Source organism: Coprobacillus sp. AF33-1AC, assembly GCF_003475785.1.
In the GTDB taxonomy this organism is placed as follows: domain Bacteria; phylum Bacillota_I; class Bacilli_A; order Erysipelotrichales; family Coprobacillaceae; genus Faecalibacillus.
On the sequence record NZ_QRQB01000006.1, the window covers coordinates 1 to 16,432 of the forward strand.

The 16,432-nt window shown below is 28.5% G+C and carries 14 protein-coding genes, 1 tRNA gene and 1 CRISPR repeat array; of the genes, 2 read left to right on the forward strand and 13 right to left on the reverse strand.

Annotated features, from left to right (window positions below; all coding sequences use genetic code 11):
- Positions 1-39 precede the first annotated feature (39 nt).
- Positions 40-1,065: a CRISPR direct-repeat array (repeat unit 36 nt; unit sequence GTCTTATTCTAGCAAAAATCCATATGGTAACAAAAC).
- Positions 1,066-1,112: 47 nt separating this feature from the next.
- From DWZ53_RS03500 to cas9, 4 genes are all read right to left on the reverse strand, one after another.
- The gene (locus DWZ53_RS03500; RefSeq protein ID WP_147358155.1) at positions 1,113-1,913 is read right to left on the reverse strand and encodes a hypothetical protein; all 801 of its coding nucleotides are present in this window, start codon (positions 1,911-1,913) and stop codon (positions 1,113-1,115) included.
- Between the two features lie 38 nt (positions 1,914-1,951).
- The gene (gene cas2, locus DWZ53_RS03505) at positions 1,952-2,260 is read right to left on the reverse strand and encodes a CRISPR-associated endonuclease Cas2 (RefSeq protein WP_233541825.1); all 309 of its coding nucleotides are present in this window, start codon (positions 2,258-2,260) and stop codon (positions 1,952-1,954) included.
- Between the two features lie 4 nt (positions 2,261-2,264).
- Positions 2,265-3,158, reverse strand: a complete 894-nt coding sequence (gene cas1, locus DWZ53_RS03510) for a type II CRISPR-associated endonuclease Cas1 (RefSeq protein WP_118432047.1) — start codon at positions 3,156-3,158, stop codon at positions 2,265-2,267.
- Between the two features lie 99 nt (positions 3,159-3,257).
- Positions 3,258-6,575 (reverse strand): type II CRISPR RNA-guided endonuclease Cas9, encoded by a 3,318-nt coding sequence (gene cas9, locus DWZ53_RS03515; RefSeq protein ID WP_118432049.1) that lies wholly within the window; start codon positions 6,573-6,575, stop codon positions 3,258-3,260.
- Positions 6,576-6,717: 142 nt separating this feature from the next.
- Here cas9 and DWZ53_RS03520 point away from each other — a divergent pair.
- Positions 6,718-6,794: transfer RNA gene (locus DWZ53_RS03520), tRNA-Arg, on the forward strand.
- A 74-nt stretch (positions 6,795-6,868) separates the two neighbouring features.
- Here DWZ53_RS03520 and DWZ53_RS03525 read toward each other — a convergent pair.
- The 6 genes from DWZ53_RS03525 to DWZ53_RS03550 form a co-directional block, all read right to left on the reverse strand.
- Entirely contained in the window at positions 6,869-7,279 is a 411-nt protein-coding gene (locus tag DWZ53_RS03525; protein WP_118432050.1) for a GNAT family N-acetyltransferase, read from the reverse strand.
- A gap of 86 nt (positions 7,280-7,365) precedes the next feature.
- Positions 7,366-8,505: a M15 family metallopeptidase gene (locus DWZ53_RS03530; RefSeq protein ID WP_233541826.1), complete on the reverse strand. Its 1,140-nt coding sequence runs from the start codon at positions 8,503-8,505 to the stop codon at positions 7,366-7,368.
- Between the two features lie 53 nt (positions 8,506-8,558).
- Positions 8,559-8,756 (reverse strand): LuxR C-terminal-related transcriptional regulator, encoded by a 198-nt coding sequence (locus DWZ53_RS03535; protein ID WP_118432054.1) that lies wholly within the window; start codon positions 8,754-8,756, stop codon positions 8,559-8,561.
- A gap of 39 nt (positions 8,757-8,795) precedes the next feature.
- Positions 8,796-10,565, reverse strand: a complete 1,770-nt coding sequence (uvrC, locus tag DWZ53_RS03540; protein ID WP_118432056.1) for an excinuclease ABC subunit UvrC — start codon at positions 10,563-10,565, stop codon at positions 8,796-8,798.
- Positions 10,565-12,877: an endonuclease MutS2 gene (locus DWZ53_RS03545; protein ID WP_118432058.1), complete on the reverse strand. Its 2,313-nt coding sequence runs from the start codon at positions 12,875-12,877 to the stop codon at positions 10,565-10,567. The genes uvrC and DWZ53_RS03545 overlap by 1 nt, the downstream gene beginning before the upstream one ends.
- Positions 12,867-13,685, reverse strand: a complete 819-nt coding sequence (locus DWZ53_RS03550; protein WP_118432060.1) for a CvpA family protein — start codon at positions 13,683-13,685, stop codon at positions 12,867-12,869. The genes DWZ53_RS03545 and DWZ53_RS03550 overlap by 11 nt, the downstream gene beginning before the upstream one ends.
- 99 nt (positions 13,686-13,784) lie before the next feature.
- On the opposite strand from DWZ53_RS03550, the gene rnhC reads away from it, so the two are divergent.
- The gene (gene rnhC / locus DWZ53_RS03555) at positions 13,785-14,570 is read left to right on the forward strand and encodes a ribonuclease HIII (RefSeq protein WP_118432062.1); all 786 of its coding nucleotides are present in this window, start codon (positions 13,785-13,787) and stop codon (positions 14,568-14,570) included.
- An 11-nt stretch (positions 14,571-14,581) separates the two neighbouring features.
- On the opposite strand, the gene DWZ53_RS03560 is transcribed toward rnhC, so the two are convergent.
- Genes DWZ53_RS03560 through lspA form a run of 3 tightly spaced genes read right to left on the reverse strand, consistent with a single transcriptional unit; the run spans position 14,582 to position 16,432 of the window.
- Positions 14,582-15,049 carry a dCMP deaminase family protein gene (locus DWZ53_RS03560; protein WP_118432064.1) on the reverse strand — a complete coding sequence of 156 codons (468 nt, stop codon included), beginning with the start codon at positions 15,047-15,049 and terminating at the stop codon, positions 14,582-14,584.
- Entirely contained in the window at positions 15,049-15,957 is a 909-nt protein-coding gene (locus DWZ53_RS03565) for an RluA family pseudouridine synthase (RefSeq protein ID WP_118432066.1), read from the reverse strand. The genes DWZ53_RS03560 and DWZ53_RS03565 overlap by 1 nt, the downstream gene beginning before the upstream one ends.
- Complete coding sequence (gene lspA / locus DWZ53_RS03570) at positions 15,944-16,432, reverse strand: signal peptidase II (protein WP_233541827.1); 489 nt, start codon at positions 16,430-16,432, stop codon at positions 15,944-15,946. Before lspA ends, DWZ53_RS03565 begins: the two co-directional genes overlap by 14 nt.

Consider the following 16,432-nt stretch of genomic DNA (forward strand, 5'->3'; position numbering starts at 1 on the left):
TAACAAAACCCACCTTTTATTTTTAGCAAAAATGCATTTGTCTTATTCTAGCAAAAATCCATATGGTAACAAAACATATATAGGCATTATAATATAGATCATTGAGTCTTATTCTAGCAAAAATCCATATGGTAACAAAACTAATATGCCTCACTTCTTATCAATTTTCCAGTCTTATTCTAGCAAAAATCCATATGGTAACAAAACATTGTCTAATTATCATTGCTATTTTCCTTTGTCTTATTCTAGCAAAAATCCATATGGTAACAAAACCAGCATTTACAGTTTGTTTTGACAAATTAAGTCTTATTCTAGCAAAAATCCATATGGTAACAAAACCGGTTGGTCTATTCTTGCTCTCTTTTAGCAGTCTTATTCTAGCAAAAATCCATATGGTAACAAAACAAGTGCGTAAAAAAAATAATTTGATCTTACGTCTTATTCTAGCAAAAATCCATATGGTAACAAAACCCACCTTTTATTTTTAGCAAAAATGCATTTGTCTTATTCTAGCAAAAATCCATATGGTAACAAAACATATATAGGCATTATAATATAGATCATTGAGTCTTATTCTAGCAAAAATCCATATGGTAACAAAACTAATATGCCTCACTTCTTATCAATTTTCCAGTCTTATTCTAGCAAAAATCCATATGGTAACAAAACATTGTCTAATTATCATTGCTATTTTCCTTTGTCTTATTCTAGCAAAAATCCATATGGTAACAAAACTTTATTAATTCAATAATATCTTTATCAAGAGTCTTATTCTAGCAAAAATCCATATGGTAACAAAACATCTATAGGCATTATAATATAGATCATTGAGTCTTATTCTAGCAAAAATCCATATGGTAACAAAACTTACTTCATAATTTCCACTAGTACACATTTGTCTTATTCTAGCAAAAATCCATATGGTAACAAAACGCGTGCCTATAATTGTATCTATTAAGTTATGTCTTATTCTAGCAAAAATCCATATGGTAACAAAACCCATCTCAACACAATTTGATAACCATAGAAGTCTTATTCTAGCAAAAATCCATATGGTAACAAAACCTCAAATACATACTATCATGTATTTGAATAGATGCAACCATTTTTTGTTATCTGTTTATTATAGACATATCAAGTTTGTTGTTTATAAGTTTTTTCATTTCTGCTTTAGCCTCCTGTAATGTACAAATGCCTTTTTCAAGAAATACGTTATATAAAATATTTTCATCATTTAAATCAAAGCAAAGATGATCAAATAGATAAATATGATTTATATCTAATTCTATTTTTGTGTTGTTTAATATAATGATTGATAAACATTGATTCATTATATTTAAGTAATCATTGATTGTTCTCGTTAATACTGGAATTTCAATTAAATTCATTACTCTTGCTTTTTCTATTTGATTTTTAGATATAAAATCAATCATCTTCAACTGTAAAAGAATGAGCTCTTCATATGTTAAGTCATATTCGTTAGCTTGTTCTTCTTCCTTTAAAAATACAGGTAAAAGAATTTTTAAAAATTGTTTAGGAGTATAAGTTATAAATCTTGATAGTATTATATCGCTATCCAACTCACTACTAAATGACTCTAACAATAAGTTAATTGTATTAATTGTATCAGTATTATCATTTTGTGAAATTAATACTTCTAAATATTTAGCGACTATAGATTGACTGGTTAACTTTAAATCACTAAGAAGAGAATAATCTGTAGATACATGAAAATATTGGATTGTTTTAGGATTAATGATTTCATCATTAATCAATACTTGAGCATGACCTGTATTATTTTGAGTATATTCGCTTTCTTTTGGATGCAGACAAGCTTCTTTCAATATTTTCATAAAATTAAATTTTTCTTCGTAATTAAATCCTAAACAATATTTGACATATTCAATGTTCATATCATATTTTATATTTCCTTTTTTTATCGTGAGTCTATTCATAATTTTATAAATGAATCCGCATTGACTATTTTTTCTTGATTTGAGACTCCACCGACAATAACTTCAATTCTTGCATATTGTTTTTCCGTAACCATCAATAATCTTATTTGTCCTTCTTTAGGAATATTTTTTCTTAAAACATCCGCATGCTTAACCGCAACTTCTCGGTTAGGAAATATTTTACAATATACAGAAAACTGCATCATCATATACCCATTTTTTATAAGATATTTTCTAAAATGAGTATATGTTTTTATTTCTTTTTTAGTTGTCATCGGCAAGTCAAAGAATAGTATGAGTCTCATAAATTCATAAATCATAAAGAATAGGTAAAGGAAATATATAAGCTACTTCATCTGTTTCTAATTCTTTAATAATACTTTCAATATAAACATATATAGCGTTACTTACTGTTTGCTTTCTACCATCTATTTCTATTTTTTTAGAAGTTAATTGAATTAAAGCTTCTCGATGTTCTTGTTTAAAAAGAATATCTTCCATCATATGATTACATACGTAATGATCTACTATTGGTCTAAATACTTCTATGATGTCATCACTTAAGTTAAACATATTCTGTTTTCCTCGATGAAAGATACCTAAATTTGGCAAATATCCTTTAGCTACAATAATTGATGAAATAAGTGCTCTAAAGATACTATAACCATAATTCAATCCTGCATTGATTACATCTTCATCAAAGCGTACAAAATCATCACCAAACATTTCTCTAAAATACATCTTAGCCGCTAAGCCTTCTCTATTGGTTACGTCATCTAATTCAACTTCATCCATAAATTGATATAGTTTTAAAATCACTTCAAATTTTCTATTATTTCTTTTTAATATTTCTGCTTGATTATAAATTTTTGCTTTTACTATTTTTTGATGTAGTATTTTTTTCTTTTGATCTTCCCACATGATTTGTTTATTAATGTTACCACTTTGTGAAAAATGACCATTCATTGGTAAAATATAACTTTTAGGGATATGGTCTATCCCACATATAATTGTACATATATTATTTTCTGTTAATTTATTTATTAAAGGTATACTTAAACTTGATTTATAATTGTCTATAACTAAGATTTGAATATCTGAAATAGGAAGCAATAAATCAATATCATTGTATTGAACTTTAATGTTGTCTAAATATAATTTCAGATACTCACATTTTTCAATGTATATGACTCTGTGTCCCATAAAAACAAAAAAAGGCTCCGAAGAGCCGAATCCGGGATAAACCCTTGTTTTGTTAGGTCATATAAATTTTTGCTAGAATATAACCATCTATAGTATATCCTAATCAAACTCTAATTTCAATATATTTTCTTTAATTTCATACATATTTCCTAATGCATCTGTTGCAAATTTTTGGATTTTGATGAATGTGCCAACAGATGGCATTAACCTTTTATTGCACATCATACAAATTGGCTTTACTTCAAACATTCCTTTTTTATCATTATTAGTTGCAGTAAATTTCAAGATTTCATAGTGAACGCCGTCATGGTATTGTGTCTTGCCTCCCTCTTGCATAGCAGCATCATAAACATACTTATCTCCTGCTTTTTTAACAAGACCAATGAGTTCATCTCGATGCATCGAACATACAAATTGCCAATCATCACCTATTCCTTTGTTTTGTTTTTCTTGATCATACCATTTTCTTGAAATAATATATTTTTGCTTTGTTTTGCTATAGAATACATCTTTATAACGTACAGTTAAAAATTTATACTTTCCTTCAGGTGATAAATAGAAATCAGTACGATAAGGACTAATTTGTTTAAGAATCACTTTTTTGTTATGAACACGATAGTTTGAAGTAATTTCTAAATGATTTCCTAGTTTTTCTGAATAAAATTTGATAGAAGTAATGGCTGGTCCATTATTTTTCTTTGCATATTTAGTAATCGGTCCAAAGTCATGTTCATATAATGTTAATGGATTTTCACCTTTTAATACATATTTACCTTTTTTATCAAGTCCATAATATTCATTAGATTCTTTATATGTATTAAAATGATCTAATACAACTACTTTTATTTTATCAAAAGTTTTTGAATCTTTATGTTTCATAATATATTTATCAGTATCATCATTAATAATATTATTAACAAGTTCAATAGCTTTCTTTTCCTTTGGGTCATAAATATTTTTGATTCTTTCTACCAGCATTTCTTGTGAATCTACATTTCTTGTACTATAAATTGTCTCATCAGCAATTTGTCTATTAGGTTTAGTATCAATTTTATGAGAAACCTTAATCAATGGATAATGCATAGTATCTTTGTCAATTAAACCTAAAACATATTGATTGGATTCATAGTATATATTTTTTAAATTAGAAATAAATGATATATATTTTGGATCTAAAAATTGATTATCCGGTAAAACATTAAAGACTTCTCCTGTTTTTTCATCATATAAATCTTTTAAATCATAGGTCATTAAATAAGAATTAATAAGATTCATTTTCTTTAATGAAGCTACAATTAAAGCATCAATAGCGTGATGAAAATAGTCTTGTTCACGTTCTTTTGGTAAATTAATTCTTTTTCTAAAAGCATTCGTTGCCTGTCCTTTAATAGTATGAACTTTCGTATCAATATCATTATCTTTAAAATAATGTTGTAAAGTATTCATGACAGTTCGACAAGCATAACTTGTATCTACTAAATTACGATTAATAAACTTTTTCGCCACATCATACTTTGTAATGTCTTCTTCGAATAATAAATTCATTTTTTTCTTACGATTCATATTTTTGTTATTACGCACAAATGTTTGATAATTTGTGAGATTTCCATCAGTGAATTTATTTTTCAAATAGGCTGCTATAGGTGTTAAATTTCCTTTTTCTTGATTTTCTAATCTTGAAGTTAAAACTTTGTTTGATAATGAATCATCCAAAGAAACTGATAAAGGTATAATATGATCAATTTCATAAGCTTTATCATCAAAAATCAAAGTATGTAAATCTATCGCTTGTTGCGTATACGCTGTTTTACAATCCTGTTCTAAATATAAACGTATTTTATTTCTTGTTTTATTATTCACTCTTTCAGGATCAATTTCTGCTCCTTTAATAATTTCATCAATCTCTTTATTTTTCTTTTCAAATTGTCTTTGATTTTCATTAATTCGATTTTTTTGTTCTTGTGTATTTTTATCTCTTGTTGTTTCAATAACTATACTATCAAATTCACCATATTTCTTTCTTAAATCATTAATGACTTTAAATGTTTCACGATGTGCTCTTTTAGCAACGGGAGACAAAATAGCACTATCATCTGCTTCAATATTCTTTTTACCTTTTAATGATGGTCTATTTTTATTAAATAAATCCATTTGATGTAATAACTGCATTTGATTCATTTCAGTATTTAATAATTCTTTATTCAAGAGCTTCATCGCTTTTAATGACAGTGAATGATAGCCAGATATTCCTTTCATACTTGCAAGATCAACTAGCACTTCTTGATTAAAATCAGGATATAATGTCTTTATTTGTTCATACCTTTCTTCTACCCCTTTAGCTTTTGTACAAATATCAATAATTTGATCAACAATATTTTTATCATCCAACTTATTTTCTTGATTATATTTTTTAAATATCTTTAAAACTTTATTAAATCCTTTAAATTCAGTTAAGATTGGTTTTTCATTTTTATCAATCCTAAAACCACTCACTTCAATTTCTTTAACATCTAATAATTTTAGTAATTGTTTAACTGTAATATTTCCTTTTGTATTGACATGTTCGATAATTTGTTCTTTTTGTTCTACTGATATTTTTTCACCATTTATCGTTAGATTATTTAAGTCATTTAATAAGTTAAATAATTCTGCTGTATAAGCTTGTTTAGGTGCTCTTAATTGATCAGGAAAAATACTACATTTCCCTCTCATCACATCTATTAAATTAACATGAACAAGTTGATTATCAACCAAACGATAACTTCCATAAGGTGTTGGCGAAATTTGACTACCCGGTCCTTGATCATAACGACGTCTTCTCGCTACTATGCTAACAATATCATTTTTTATCTTTTCATCAATTTTTTGTTTGGTAAGCAAAGCATCAAGTTCATGAAGGTAATCTTCTGTTTTAAAGTTATTTTCAGTTCCTCTAATATGTCCTTGTTCGTTTAATCTTTCTAATTGAACTTCACAAATAAATTTACCGTCTTTTAATAACTGACTATTAGAAGATAAAACAGCTTTTGTTCCTTCATCATCTTTTGTTTCATCAGCTAATGTTTCTAGTGTCGTTCCCCTTTTTTTAGTAATATGCATAATTGCACAGCATAATTCTTCTAAAGAAAGTTTTTCATTAAGCCCTTTTACCCTCATTTTATATGGATTAAGATAATAATAAGATGCAACATACATATTATTTTTTTCAAGATATTTTTTCATATCTTCTAAGCGATTGACTTTTCTTCTTTTTAATCTTCGTGCACTTCTGCTTGCTCTTCTTTTTTCATTTTCAGAAGCAGTACCTTCTTTAAAAAGACGAACCCCATAATCAACAAAAGTATTTTCATCAATATCAATTACACCATATCCCACCGATGTAATTCCAATATCCAAACCTAAAACCAATCTTCCCATATTTTTTCTCCTTTACATAGATTAAATATATTATACTATAAATAACACGAATATGATATGATAAAATTATTCATTCTTCTTTCAATTTTATCTTGCCTAAATAATAAATATATGTTATTCTAATTAGGCAGTTAGGTGAGATGTCTACGTAGCTCAGCTGGATAGAGCACACGCCTTCTAAGCGTGCGGTCAGGGGTTCGAATCCCTTCGTGGACGCCATTTATAAATTAAGTCTTGATTATTCAAGACTTTTTTTATTTTATATAAAAACAAACGGTACATATTGTACCGTTTTATTCTATAACCTTTTCTCTTTTATTACCAATATAAGGTCCATCTTGACATTTCCCTGCATAATAAAAACCATGACTTTCATAATAATCATTTAATTTTTGATTATCAATCGCACAATCTAAACGTAATCTTGTTTTACGATTGCTTTTTGCTAGTTTTTCTACTTCTTTTAAAATAATAGAACCCACACCTTGAATACCTATCATACTAACAAAATTATGAAGATAGTAAGCTGGTTGTTGATCTTGCCAACGTGTGTCTTCTTGTAAACATACAATAGCTCCCACAATATGTTCGTTATCTTTTAATACATACAATTGGTTTAATTTAGCTTGTTGAAGATAATATTCTAATGGATAAGCATTTAAATAATCTGTATCATTCCATTGATGAATACCTGCTTCATCCACGCTACTCTTTGTTTAACTAATTCAAATACTTCATTTACATCTTGAAGTGTTGCTTTTTCAAATTGATATTTCATTTTAGACTCCACCTACTCTTGATATTCTTCTAATGCTAATTGATTTTGATGAAGTGATGTTGCAATATCTATACCCACATATCGAAAACATGTTGCATCATAGCCATGCCCTGTTACTGCCTCTTTATCTTGAGGATAACGTAAAATATAGCCATATTCATAACTATGATTGATTAACCATTGATAAACATCTGTTTGATTAAAGTCCTGATCAGATATCCCTTTTTTCTTTAAGATGACCGATGTTCCTAATTGCATTTCACTGTAACCTGCTTGATCACCTTCTAGCGATAACACATCATAACTAGTATAAGCCTTTGAAACTATAAACCCATGATCTAACTCCGTATTCATCGCTTTATACATTGATTTCAATTGATTATAGGCTTCATCTTGTAAATACATTGTATAACTCAAACGAGGAATATCAGCTATCATCGTCAGCTTTTTGGGTTGATAACTTGATATAAAAGTTTGATTATTCACAACTTGTTTCATTAAATCAATTTTATATAGACGTTTAGCTCCATCTTTTAAAGTATTCGTCATGAGTGTAGCAACACCATTAGCGTCATAAGTATCAATCATTGATTTAAAATGATGGTAGATAATCCGGCTCGTTAAATTTTCTTCTTCAAAAATTGAAACATAACGATTAGTCAAAGCAATATAGTTATAATCACTATCATCATATAAAGTACGTAATAATTGATAGTATTCTATATTATCAAAATCAAAATACTCGCTATTTAAATAAGCAAAAGCCAAATTATTTTTAATTAATAAATTAAAATTAGTATCTATATGATTTCCAAACTCTACTGTAAGTTTATCTACTATTTTATTGGTTTCATCTAATAAAACAGATAAATCACTATAAGTTTTTACTTTTCTTAAAGAATTATAATATGTATAGTTTTGTAATTTGAATTGATCATATGTGATATAATCTATGAATTGATTAACCGGAATAGCATTATCAATTAGATAATTTTGTTCCTGTTTATCTAAATATCTTTCAATTAATGCACGATTATCATTGTTAATGCCATTAACACGATAAAAACGATCATATTTATAATTTAATGCTGTAAAAGCTAATATAAAACAAATAAAAGCTATTCCATATAAATGCCAACGTTTTAATTTCATTTTATCACCTGCACCCATTATATACTATCTTGAAGTGAAAAGAAAGGAATGGCTTATAAGCGCAATTCCTTTAATTTCACTAATTCAAAAACAGCTTGAATACGTGAATCAACACCTAGTTTTTGAATCACATTAGAAATATGATTTCTTACTGTCTTTTCACTAATACCAAGCTGTAAAGCTATCTCTTTGGTTGAAAAATTATCAACTAATAAATTAAATATTTCTTTTTCTCGTGGCGTTAAAATCATATTATAGCATCCCCTCACTACTATAATATATGTGATTAACTAAGAATTGGTACTTTGTAAAACTTTATATAAAGTTTGTGCCACATCTTGTGGCAACACTTCTTTAAGTTCATCAATTGATGCTTCCTTCAATCGTTTAACACTGCCAAAATGCTTTAATAATTCTTTTTTACGTTTTGGTCCAATTCCTTCTACATTATCCAAAATAGATTGAAATAAAGATTTAGATCGTACATTTTTATGAAAAGAAATCGCATAACGATGGACTTCATCTTGCATTCTTGTTAGCAAGAAAAATAAATCACTCTTTTTATCAATAGGAACAATTTGACCTTGTCCATCTAATAATAAAGCTGTAGAATGCTTATCATCCTTGGCTAAACCACATACTGGTATCCCCATATTTAAACTTTTAATGACTTCATCAGCCACTTTAATTTGCCCTTTACCGCCATCGACAATAATTAAATCCGGTCTTTCTAAACCATCTACCAATACACGATAATAACGACGATAAATAACTTCTTTCATACTAGCATAATCATCCGGTCCCTCAACCGTCTTAATTTTAAATTTACGATAGTTCTTTTTACTTGGAACACCATCTATAAAACAAACCATTCCTGCTACAGCATAGGCACCTTGAATATTAGAGTTATCAAATAATTCTATTCTTCTAGGTAAAGGCATATTTAATTTTTCACCTAACTGTTTGATTGCACCAATGGTTGCTTTTTCATTTTTTTCTTTCAATAAAAATTTCTTTTCTAATGACTCTTTCGCATTTTCATAAGCCATATTGACTAAATCTGCTTTTTTCCCTTTTTGGGGTTTAATGATTTTACACTCTACAATTTCTTCTAATAATGATGTATCTAAATCCATCGGTACAAATAACTCTTTAGGATACGTATTCTCTTGATAAAAGCCAACAATAAATTGAATAATTTGTTCCTGAACATCATCACTAGCAGGAACTAAATTTAAATCTCTAGCCAATAGTTTACCATTACGCATAAAAAATAACTGAATAGATAGATAGCCTTTATCTTGATAATAACCAATAATATCTCGATCTGTTAAATCACTAAATTGAACATGCTGTTTACTTGTTACATGATGAATATGCTGTATTAAATCACGATATTCTTTGGCTAATTCAAAGTTTAATTGTTTGGAAGCTTCTTCCATTTTTTGTTTTAAATCATCAATCACTTCTTTAGTATCACCTTGAATAAAACGGGTAATCTGATTTGTTAAATCTTTATAAACTTCTTCATTTACTTCATGAATACAAGGTCCTAAACATTGATTCAACGAATAATAAAGACATGGCTTTTTAGGTATATGATTACATTTTCTAAGGGGATAAAGACGATTTAATAATTTAAAAGTTTCTCTAGCAGCTGTACCATCAGGAAACGGTCCAAAGTATTTATGTTTTTTATCTTTGGCACTTCTAACTATTTTTAAACGAGGATGTGTTTCTTTAGTCATTTGGATATATGGATAATATTTATTATCCATAAAAGAAATATTATATTTAGGAGCATAATCTTTGATTAAATTAATTTCTAATAATAACGCTTCCTTTTCACTATCACAAACAATATATTCAAAATCCTCGATTTCACCTACAAGTTTTGTTGTTTTATAGTTATGACTGCCAGCAAAGTAAGAAGAAACTCGATTCTTTAATTTTTTTGCTTTTCCAACATAAATCACTGTTCCTTCTTTATTTTTCATTAAATAACACCCTGGTTTTAAAGGCAGTAAAGAAAGTTTATTTTTTATATAAGTTATATCCATTATTCAAAATACACCAAGGTTGCCCCTAAGCCACCTTCATTAGGTCCTCCATCACGATAAGATACAACATATTTATTTTTATCTAACAACTTTCTTACTCCCTTTCTTAAAACACCTGTCCCCATACCATGAACAATACGCACCATCGAATAACGATGAACAAGAGCATCATCAATAAACTTGTCTACTTTGATCATCGCTTCTTCATAACGTAAGCCAATAATATTTAATTCATATCCTTGAGGTTTAGATGTTTTTAATGGTTTTAAACTACTCTTTACTACTTTTTCTTTTACTTTTTCATGTAAGAATTCAACTTCATTTGTTTTGGCATTGATTTTTAAACCACCCATACCAATAGTAAGTACACCTTTTTTATTGATATCCATGACTTCTCCTTGACGATTAACCGAAAGAACCTTGACAACATCACCTATTTTAAATTGATGATGATTTTGGCGAACTACTTTTTCTTTTTCGTGTTTAGATAAATCTAATTGACGTTTAGCGTCAATAACCTGATGTGGTTTTAATTGACTTTGTTCATTTAGATTCTTCATTACCCTAGAAACTTGTGTTTTAGCTTGTTCAATAATTTCATTGGCTTCATTTTTAGCTTCTTCCATTAATTGTTCTTTTTGACTTTGCCATTTATTTAATTTATCGTTATATTCATTATTCTTCTTTTTTGCTTCTAATAACAATTCATCAAGTTGATCTTTTTCTTGTTGAACCCTAGATAATTCATCTTGTAACTTCTCTAATAATCGTTGTGAAGTAGTAAGTGAAGCTTCTTTGATCTTTTTAGCGTCTTGGACAATATCTTGATCTAACCCCAATCTTGCAGAAATCTCAATAGCATAAGAATTACCAACACTTCCTTCAATCAAACGGTATGTCGGCTTCATTGCTTGTTGATCAAATTCTACTGAAGCGACTTTGACATAATCAGAAGCCTTCGCATATTCTTTCAATCCTGAATAATGGGTAGAAGTTAACACCAAGCACCCTTTTTGATGAAGATATTGTAAGATTGCTTGAGCAATACTTTGACCTTCTTGTGGATCAGTTCCTGAACCAATTTCATCAATTAAAACTAAACTATTGAACTTGGCATGTTCAGTAATATGCACTAATCTTTTCATATGTGATGAAAAAGTAGATAAAGACTGTTCAATAGATTGCTCGTCACCTAAATCAACATAGATATCATGAAATAATGGAATCTTGGCTTCGCTTGCAAGAACTGGAAGTCCACATATAGCCATTAAAGAAAGTAAACCTGCTGTTTTTAATACAACGGTCTTACCTCCCGTATTACTTCCACTAATTAATAAAATATTTTGTGGTTTTTGTAAGACGATATCATTGGCAACAACCTGTTGTCGCTCAATTAAAGGATGTTTTGCTTGTTTTAAAACTAAACTTTGATAATCTTGATGAACCTCAGGTAAAATCATTTCATTCTTTTTACCAAATAAACTAATCGCAAAAATATAATCAATTTCTGTTAAATTTTGACAATCTTCTAATAAAATATCGAAATGTCTTTTTACCATTCTTGATAATTCTAATAAAATACGATGTATTTCTATTTGTTCATCTTGTTGCAAAGAGGCTAATTGATTGTTAAGCGCCACAATCTCAGCTGGTTCAATAAATAATGTTCTTCCCGTTGCCGAATGACCATGAACAATTCCTGATACTTGATTTTTATACCCAGCTTTAACCGGTAAAACTAAATGATCATTACGAGAAGAAATACCATCTTGTGATAGTAAATCTACATTTTTAGCTTTAATACTTTCTATTCTTTTTCTAATTTGTGATTGTAAATGCATTAAACGTTGTCTAATTGTATAAAGTTCATGACTAGCATGATCTTGAATATGTCCTGAAGGATCAATACAATGATGAATTTGATCCAATAGTTCTTGTGGTAAATAAAGTAAATCTATTAATTGAGTTAATTGACTATGTGTTGCATCATTGGATGAAAGATACTGTTTTACTTCTTTAATGTTATAAAGTAATGATTGAATACTTAATAGCTCATCAGGGAATAAAACACCATCTTTATTAGCTTTATCTAAATGCGGTTTTATATCATCAAACTGTCCTAAAGGAACATTGCCATAAGCATAAATAAGAGCCATTCCATCAAGAATATATTGTTGTTGGTATTGTAAATCATCTAAATCTTGATAAGGTTTTAATGCTGTTATTTTTTGTTTAGAAAGTTCACTATGACAAAGAGCAGCAATTTGTTTTTTTATTTCATTAAATTCTAAAGTATCATCATTATTTTTCATGTCCATCACCTACTTCTATTTTACTTAATATTTCATTCTTTTTAACTTGATTTGAACCCGTATTTAATAGCTTTATTAAAGCCTGATACTGTTGTTGATCAAGTGTTACATGATCTAAACTTAAATAGTAATCATTTATTTTTTCATCTAATTGACTTTGTGTCAACAAATGATAATCATAGCCATGTTGTAAAGTTTGACTCATCATATAAACAGTTTGGCTATCTTTACCATCATATGAACTTGATTTTTTAAAAATAGCATCCATTTGCATATAATCATTACTGATATCACTTAGCATATCGCTATAGTAAGGAACCAATTCAATGGCTCTACTCGCAATAATTGTATTCTTAACCATTTTCTTTCCATCACTTATAAAAGGAACAACAACCATTGTTAAAGCAATATAAATCATAACGATGGCTTCTAAAGCACTTAAAACCATCCCTAAGATACGATCTGCAAAACGAGTAAGAGAAAAATGATGCAATAAAGATTTAAACAATGGCTTTATTATCCTTCCTAATAAAGCAAAAACAATTTTTGAGATTACAAAAATGATAAAGAATAAAATAATACGATTGATATATTCTCCTAAAAATTCTAGTAAACCTTCACTTTGATAAATAACAAATATATATGACAGCGGACTCGACAAAAAATAAGCCACAATTACAGCTAAAATAGTAGCTAAAAAATCATAAAGTCTTACTGCAAATCCTTTAATAAGACCTATAAAAATCATCAAAAGAAAAAATAAAACGACAATAAAATCTATAATGAACGGTTTCATTTGCCAAATCATGTCATCACCCCTTGGATTATTGTACCAAAACAAAAATATAGTGTCAAAATGACAAATTTATGCTATAATTAGTATATACGTCAGGAGGTTAGATAAAACATGAATGTAGAAAAAAATAATTGTTCTGCAAATTCAAACATTATAAACATGCATGCCTCATATCACGCTCCTTTAAATGAACATGGAAGTAACGTATCAGCGTTAAATGATGAGCGCGCAAAAAATTATTACGACTTATCACATATTGGTTGTGATGAGACAGGTTCTGGGGACTTTTTTGGTCCATTATGCGTTGTTGCTTGTTACGTCGACGAACGTGACTTTGATTGGTTAGTGAGTTTAAATATTCGAGATCCTAAAACAATGACTTCAAAAGAAATAATTGAGACCGCTCGTGAAATAAAAGATCGTTTAATTTACAGTTTGCTTATATTAGATAATTCGCATTATAATCATATGGCACAAGAAGGTTTTAATTTAGCTAACATTAAAGCTAAATTATATAATCAAGCTGTAACGAATGTAATGCAAAAAGTGGCAATGAAAATTGATAAAAAAGTGGTAAATCAATTTGTTTCTCCTAAAACTTATTATAATTATTTAAAAAATGAAGTAATTGTTGTTAAGGATTTATCTTTTGAACAAAAAGGTGAAGAGAAGTATTTAGGAATTATGTGTTCTGCAATATTATCAAGGTATGCATATTATCAGTATTTTAATAATATGTCTCGCAGTTTAAAAATAAAACTACCTCGTGGCACAACTTCCACTGTTGAAAATGTAGCAGTAGATATTGCAAGAAAATATGGTGAAAAGATGTTACTTAAAGTAACCAAAACAAATATGACAAACTTTAAAAGAGTAAAAGAAGCACTTAAGAAATAAGCGCTTCTTTTTTATTTAACTTCTAATTCAAAAGGTTCTACTTTTGTATATTTAACACCCGCTGCATCTAGCATCCGTTTAGCAGCACGATCACTAGGTGTTCCGTTATATTTTTCATCTTCATAAATAATTTCAGCAATACCACTTTGAATGATAGCTTTGACACATTCATGACAAGGAAATAATGAAACATAAATACGGCATCCCTTTAATGGTGCAGTACTATTTAAAATAGCATTTAATTCTGCATGAACAACATAAGGATATTTTGTATCATATAATTCTCCTTCTCTTACTTGCCAAGGAAATTCATCATCTTCACAACCCCAAGGAAGTCCATTGTAACCCACACCAACAATTTTATTTTGAGGACTCACAATGCAAGCACCTACTTGAGTATTAGGATCTTTAGAACGATAAGCTGATAACTTAGCTACTCCCATAAAGTATTGAGTCCAAGAAATAATTTTACTTGCCATTATTTTTCTCCTTTCAACTCTTTTATTTTATCTTGAAAATAATCTGGTAATTCACTATCAAATTCTAAATATTCACCAGTTGTTGGATGAATAAAACCTAAAACTTTTGCATGTAAATATTGACCATGACTTTGGTCATCTCTTTTATAACCATACTTAGGATCACCATAAACCGGATAACCAATATAAGCCATATGTACCCTAATTTGATGCGTACGTCCTGTTTCAAGACGACATTCAATCAATGTCATATCATCATATCTTTCTAACACTTTAAAATTAGTAATTGCTTCTTTACTATTTTCTTTCGTTACGGCCATATTTTGGCGATTAGTACGATCACGACCAATAGGCGCATTAATTTTACCAAATTCATGAGGAATATTGCCATGAACTAAAGTAATATAACGACGTGTTACACTATGTTCTTTTAATTGTTCAGTTAAAGAACGGTGAGCTACATCATTTTTAGCTACCATTAATAAACCACTTGTTTCCTTATCAATACGATGTACAATTCCTGGTCTATTTACTCCATTAATACCCGACAAATCATGACAATGATATAACAATGCATTAACAAGCGTTCCACTAACGATACCTTGACTAGGATGAACAATCATACCTGAAGGTTTATTTACTACAATGACATCATGATCTTCATAAACAATATCTAAAGGGATATTTTCTGGTTCAATATCCATATTTTCATTTTCAGGAATGGTTACTTCAATTAAATCATTTTCTTTTAATTTAAAACTTGCTTTTTCTTTTTTTCCATTAACTGTTACCAGTCCTTTTTTTATATAATCTTGTATCAACGTTCTTGATAAATCAGGAAAATGTTGATCTAATTCTTTATCTAAACGAATATCGTCTTTTGTTGCCTGTAAATTAACTTTCTCCATGTATATACTCCTCTAATAATATTTCTACAATAATAAGTCCTACTCCAATCACAACCGCCATATCAGCAATATTAAAGACAGGAAAATCATAACCTAAAATAATAAAATCTAAAAAGTCACGTACATATCCTAACCATAAACGATCAATCAAATTACCAATAAGACCACTAAATGTGAGAACTAAACCATAACGTGTTAACACATTTTTTGGTGTTGTTTTATTAAAATAAACAGCCATCACTACAACCGCCACAATGGAAACAATAACAAACAATCCTATTCTTCCTGTTAGCATCCCCCATGCTGCTCCTTTATTATGAGAATAAGTATAATAAAAAAAGTGAGAAATAATCTCTTGTGATTGACCTAGTTTCATTGATGAATCAACAATAAACTTTGTTAACTGATCTCCTATTACAATGACTAAAATCGTAATAAGATAAAATATTTTATTTTTTGTACTTATATTTTTCAT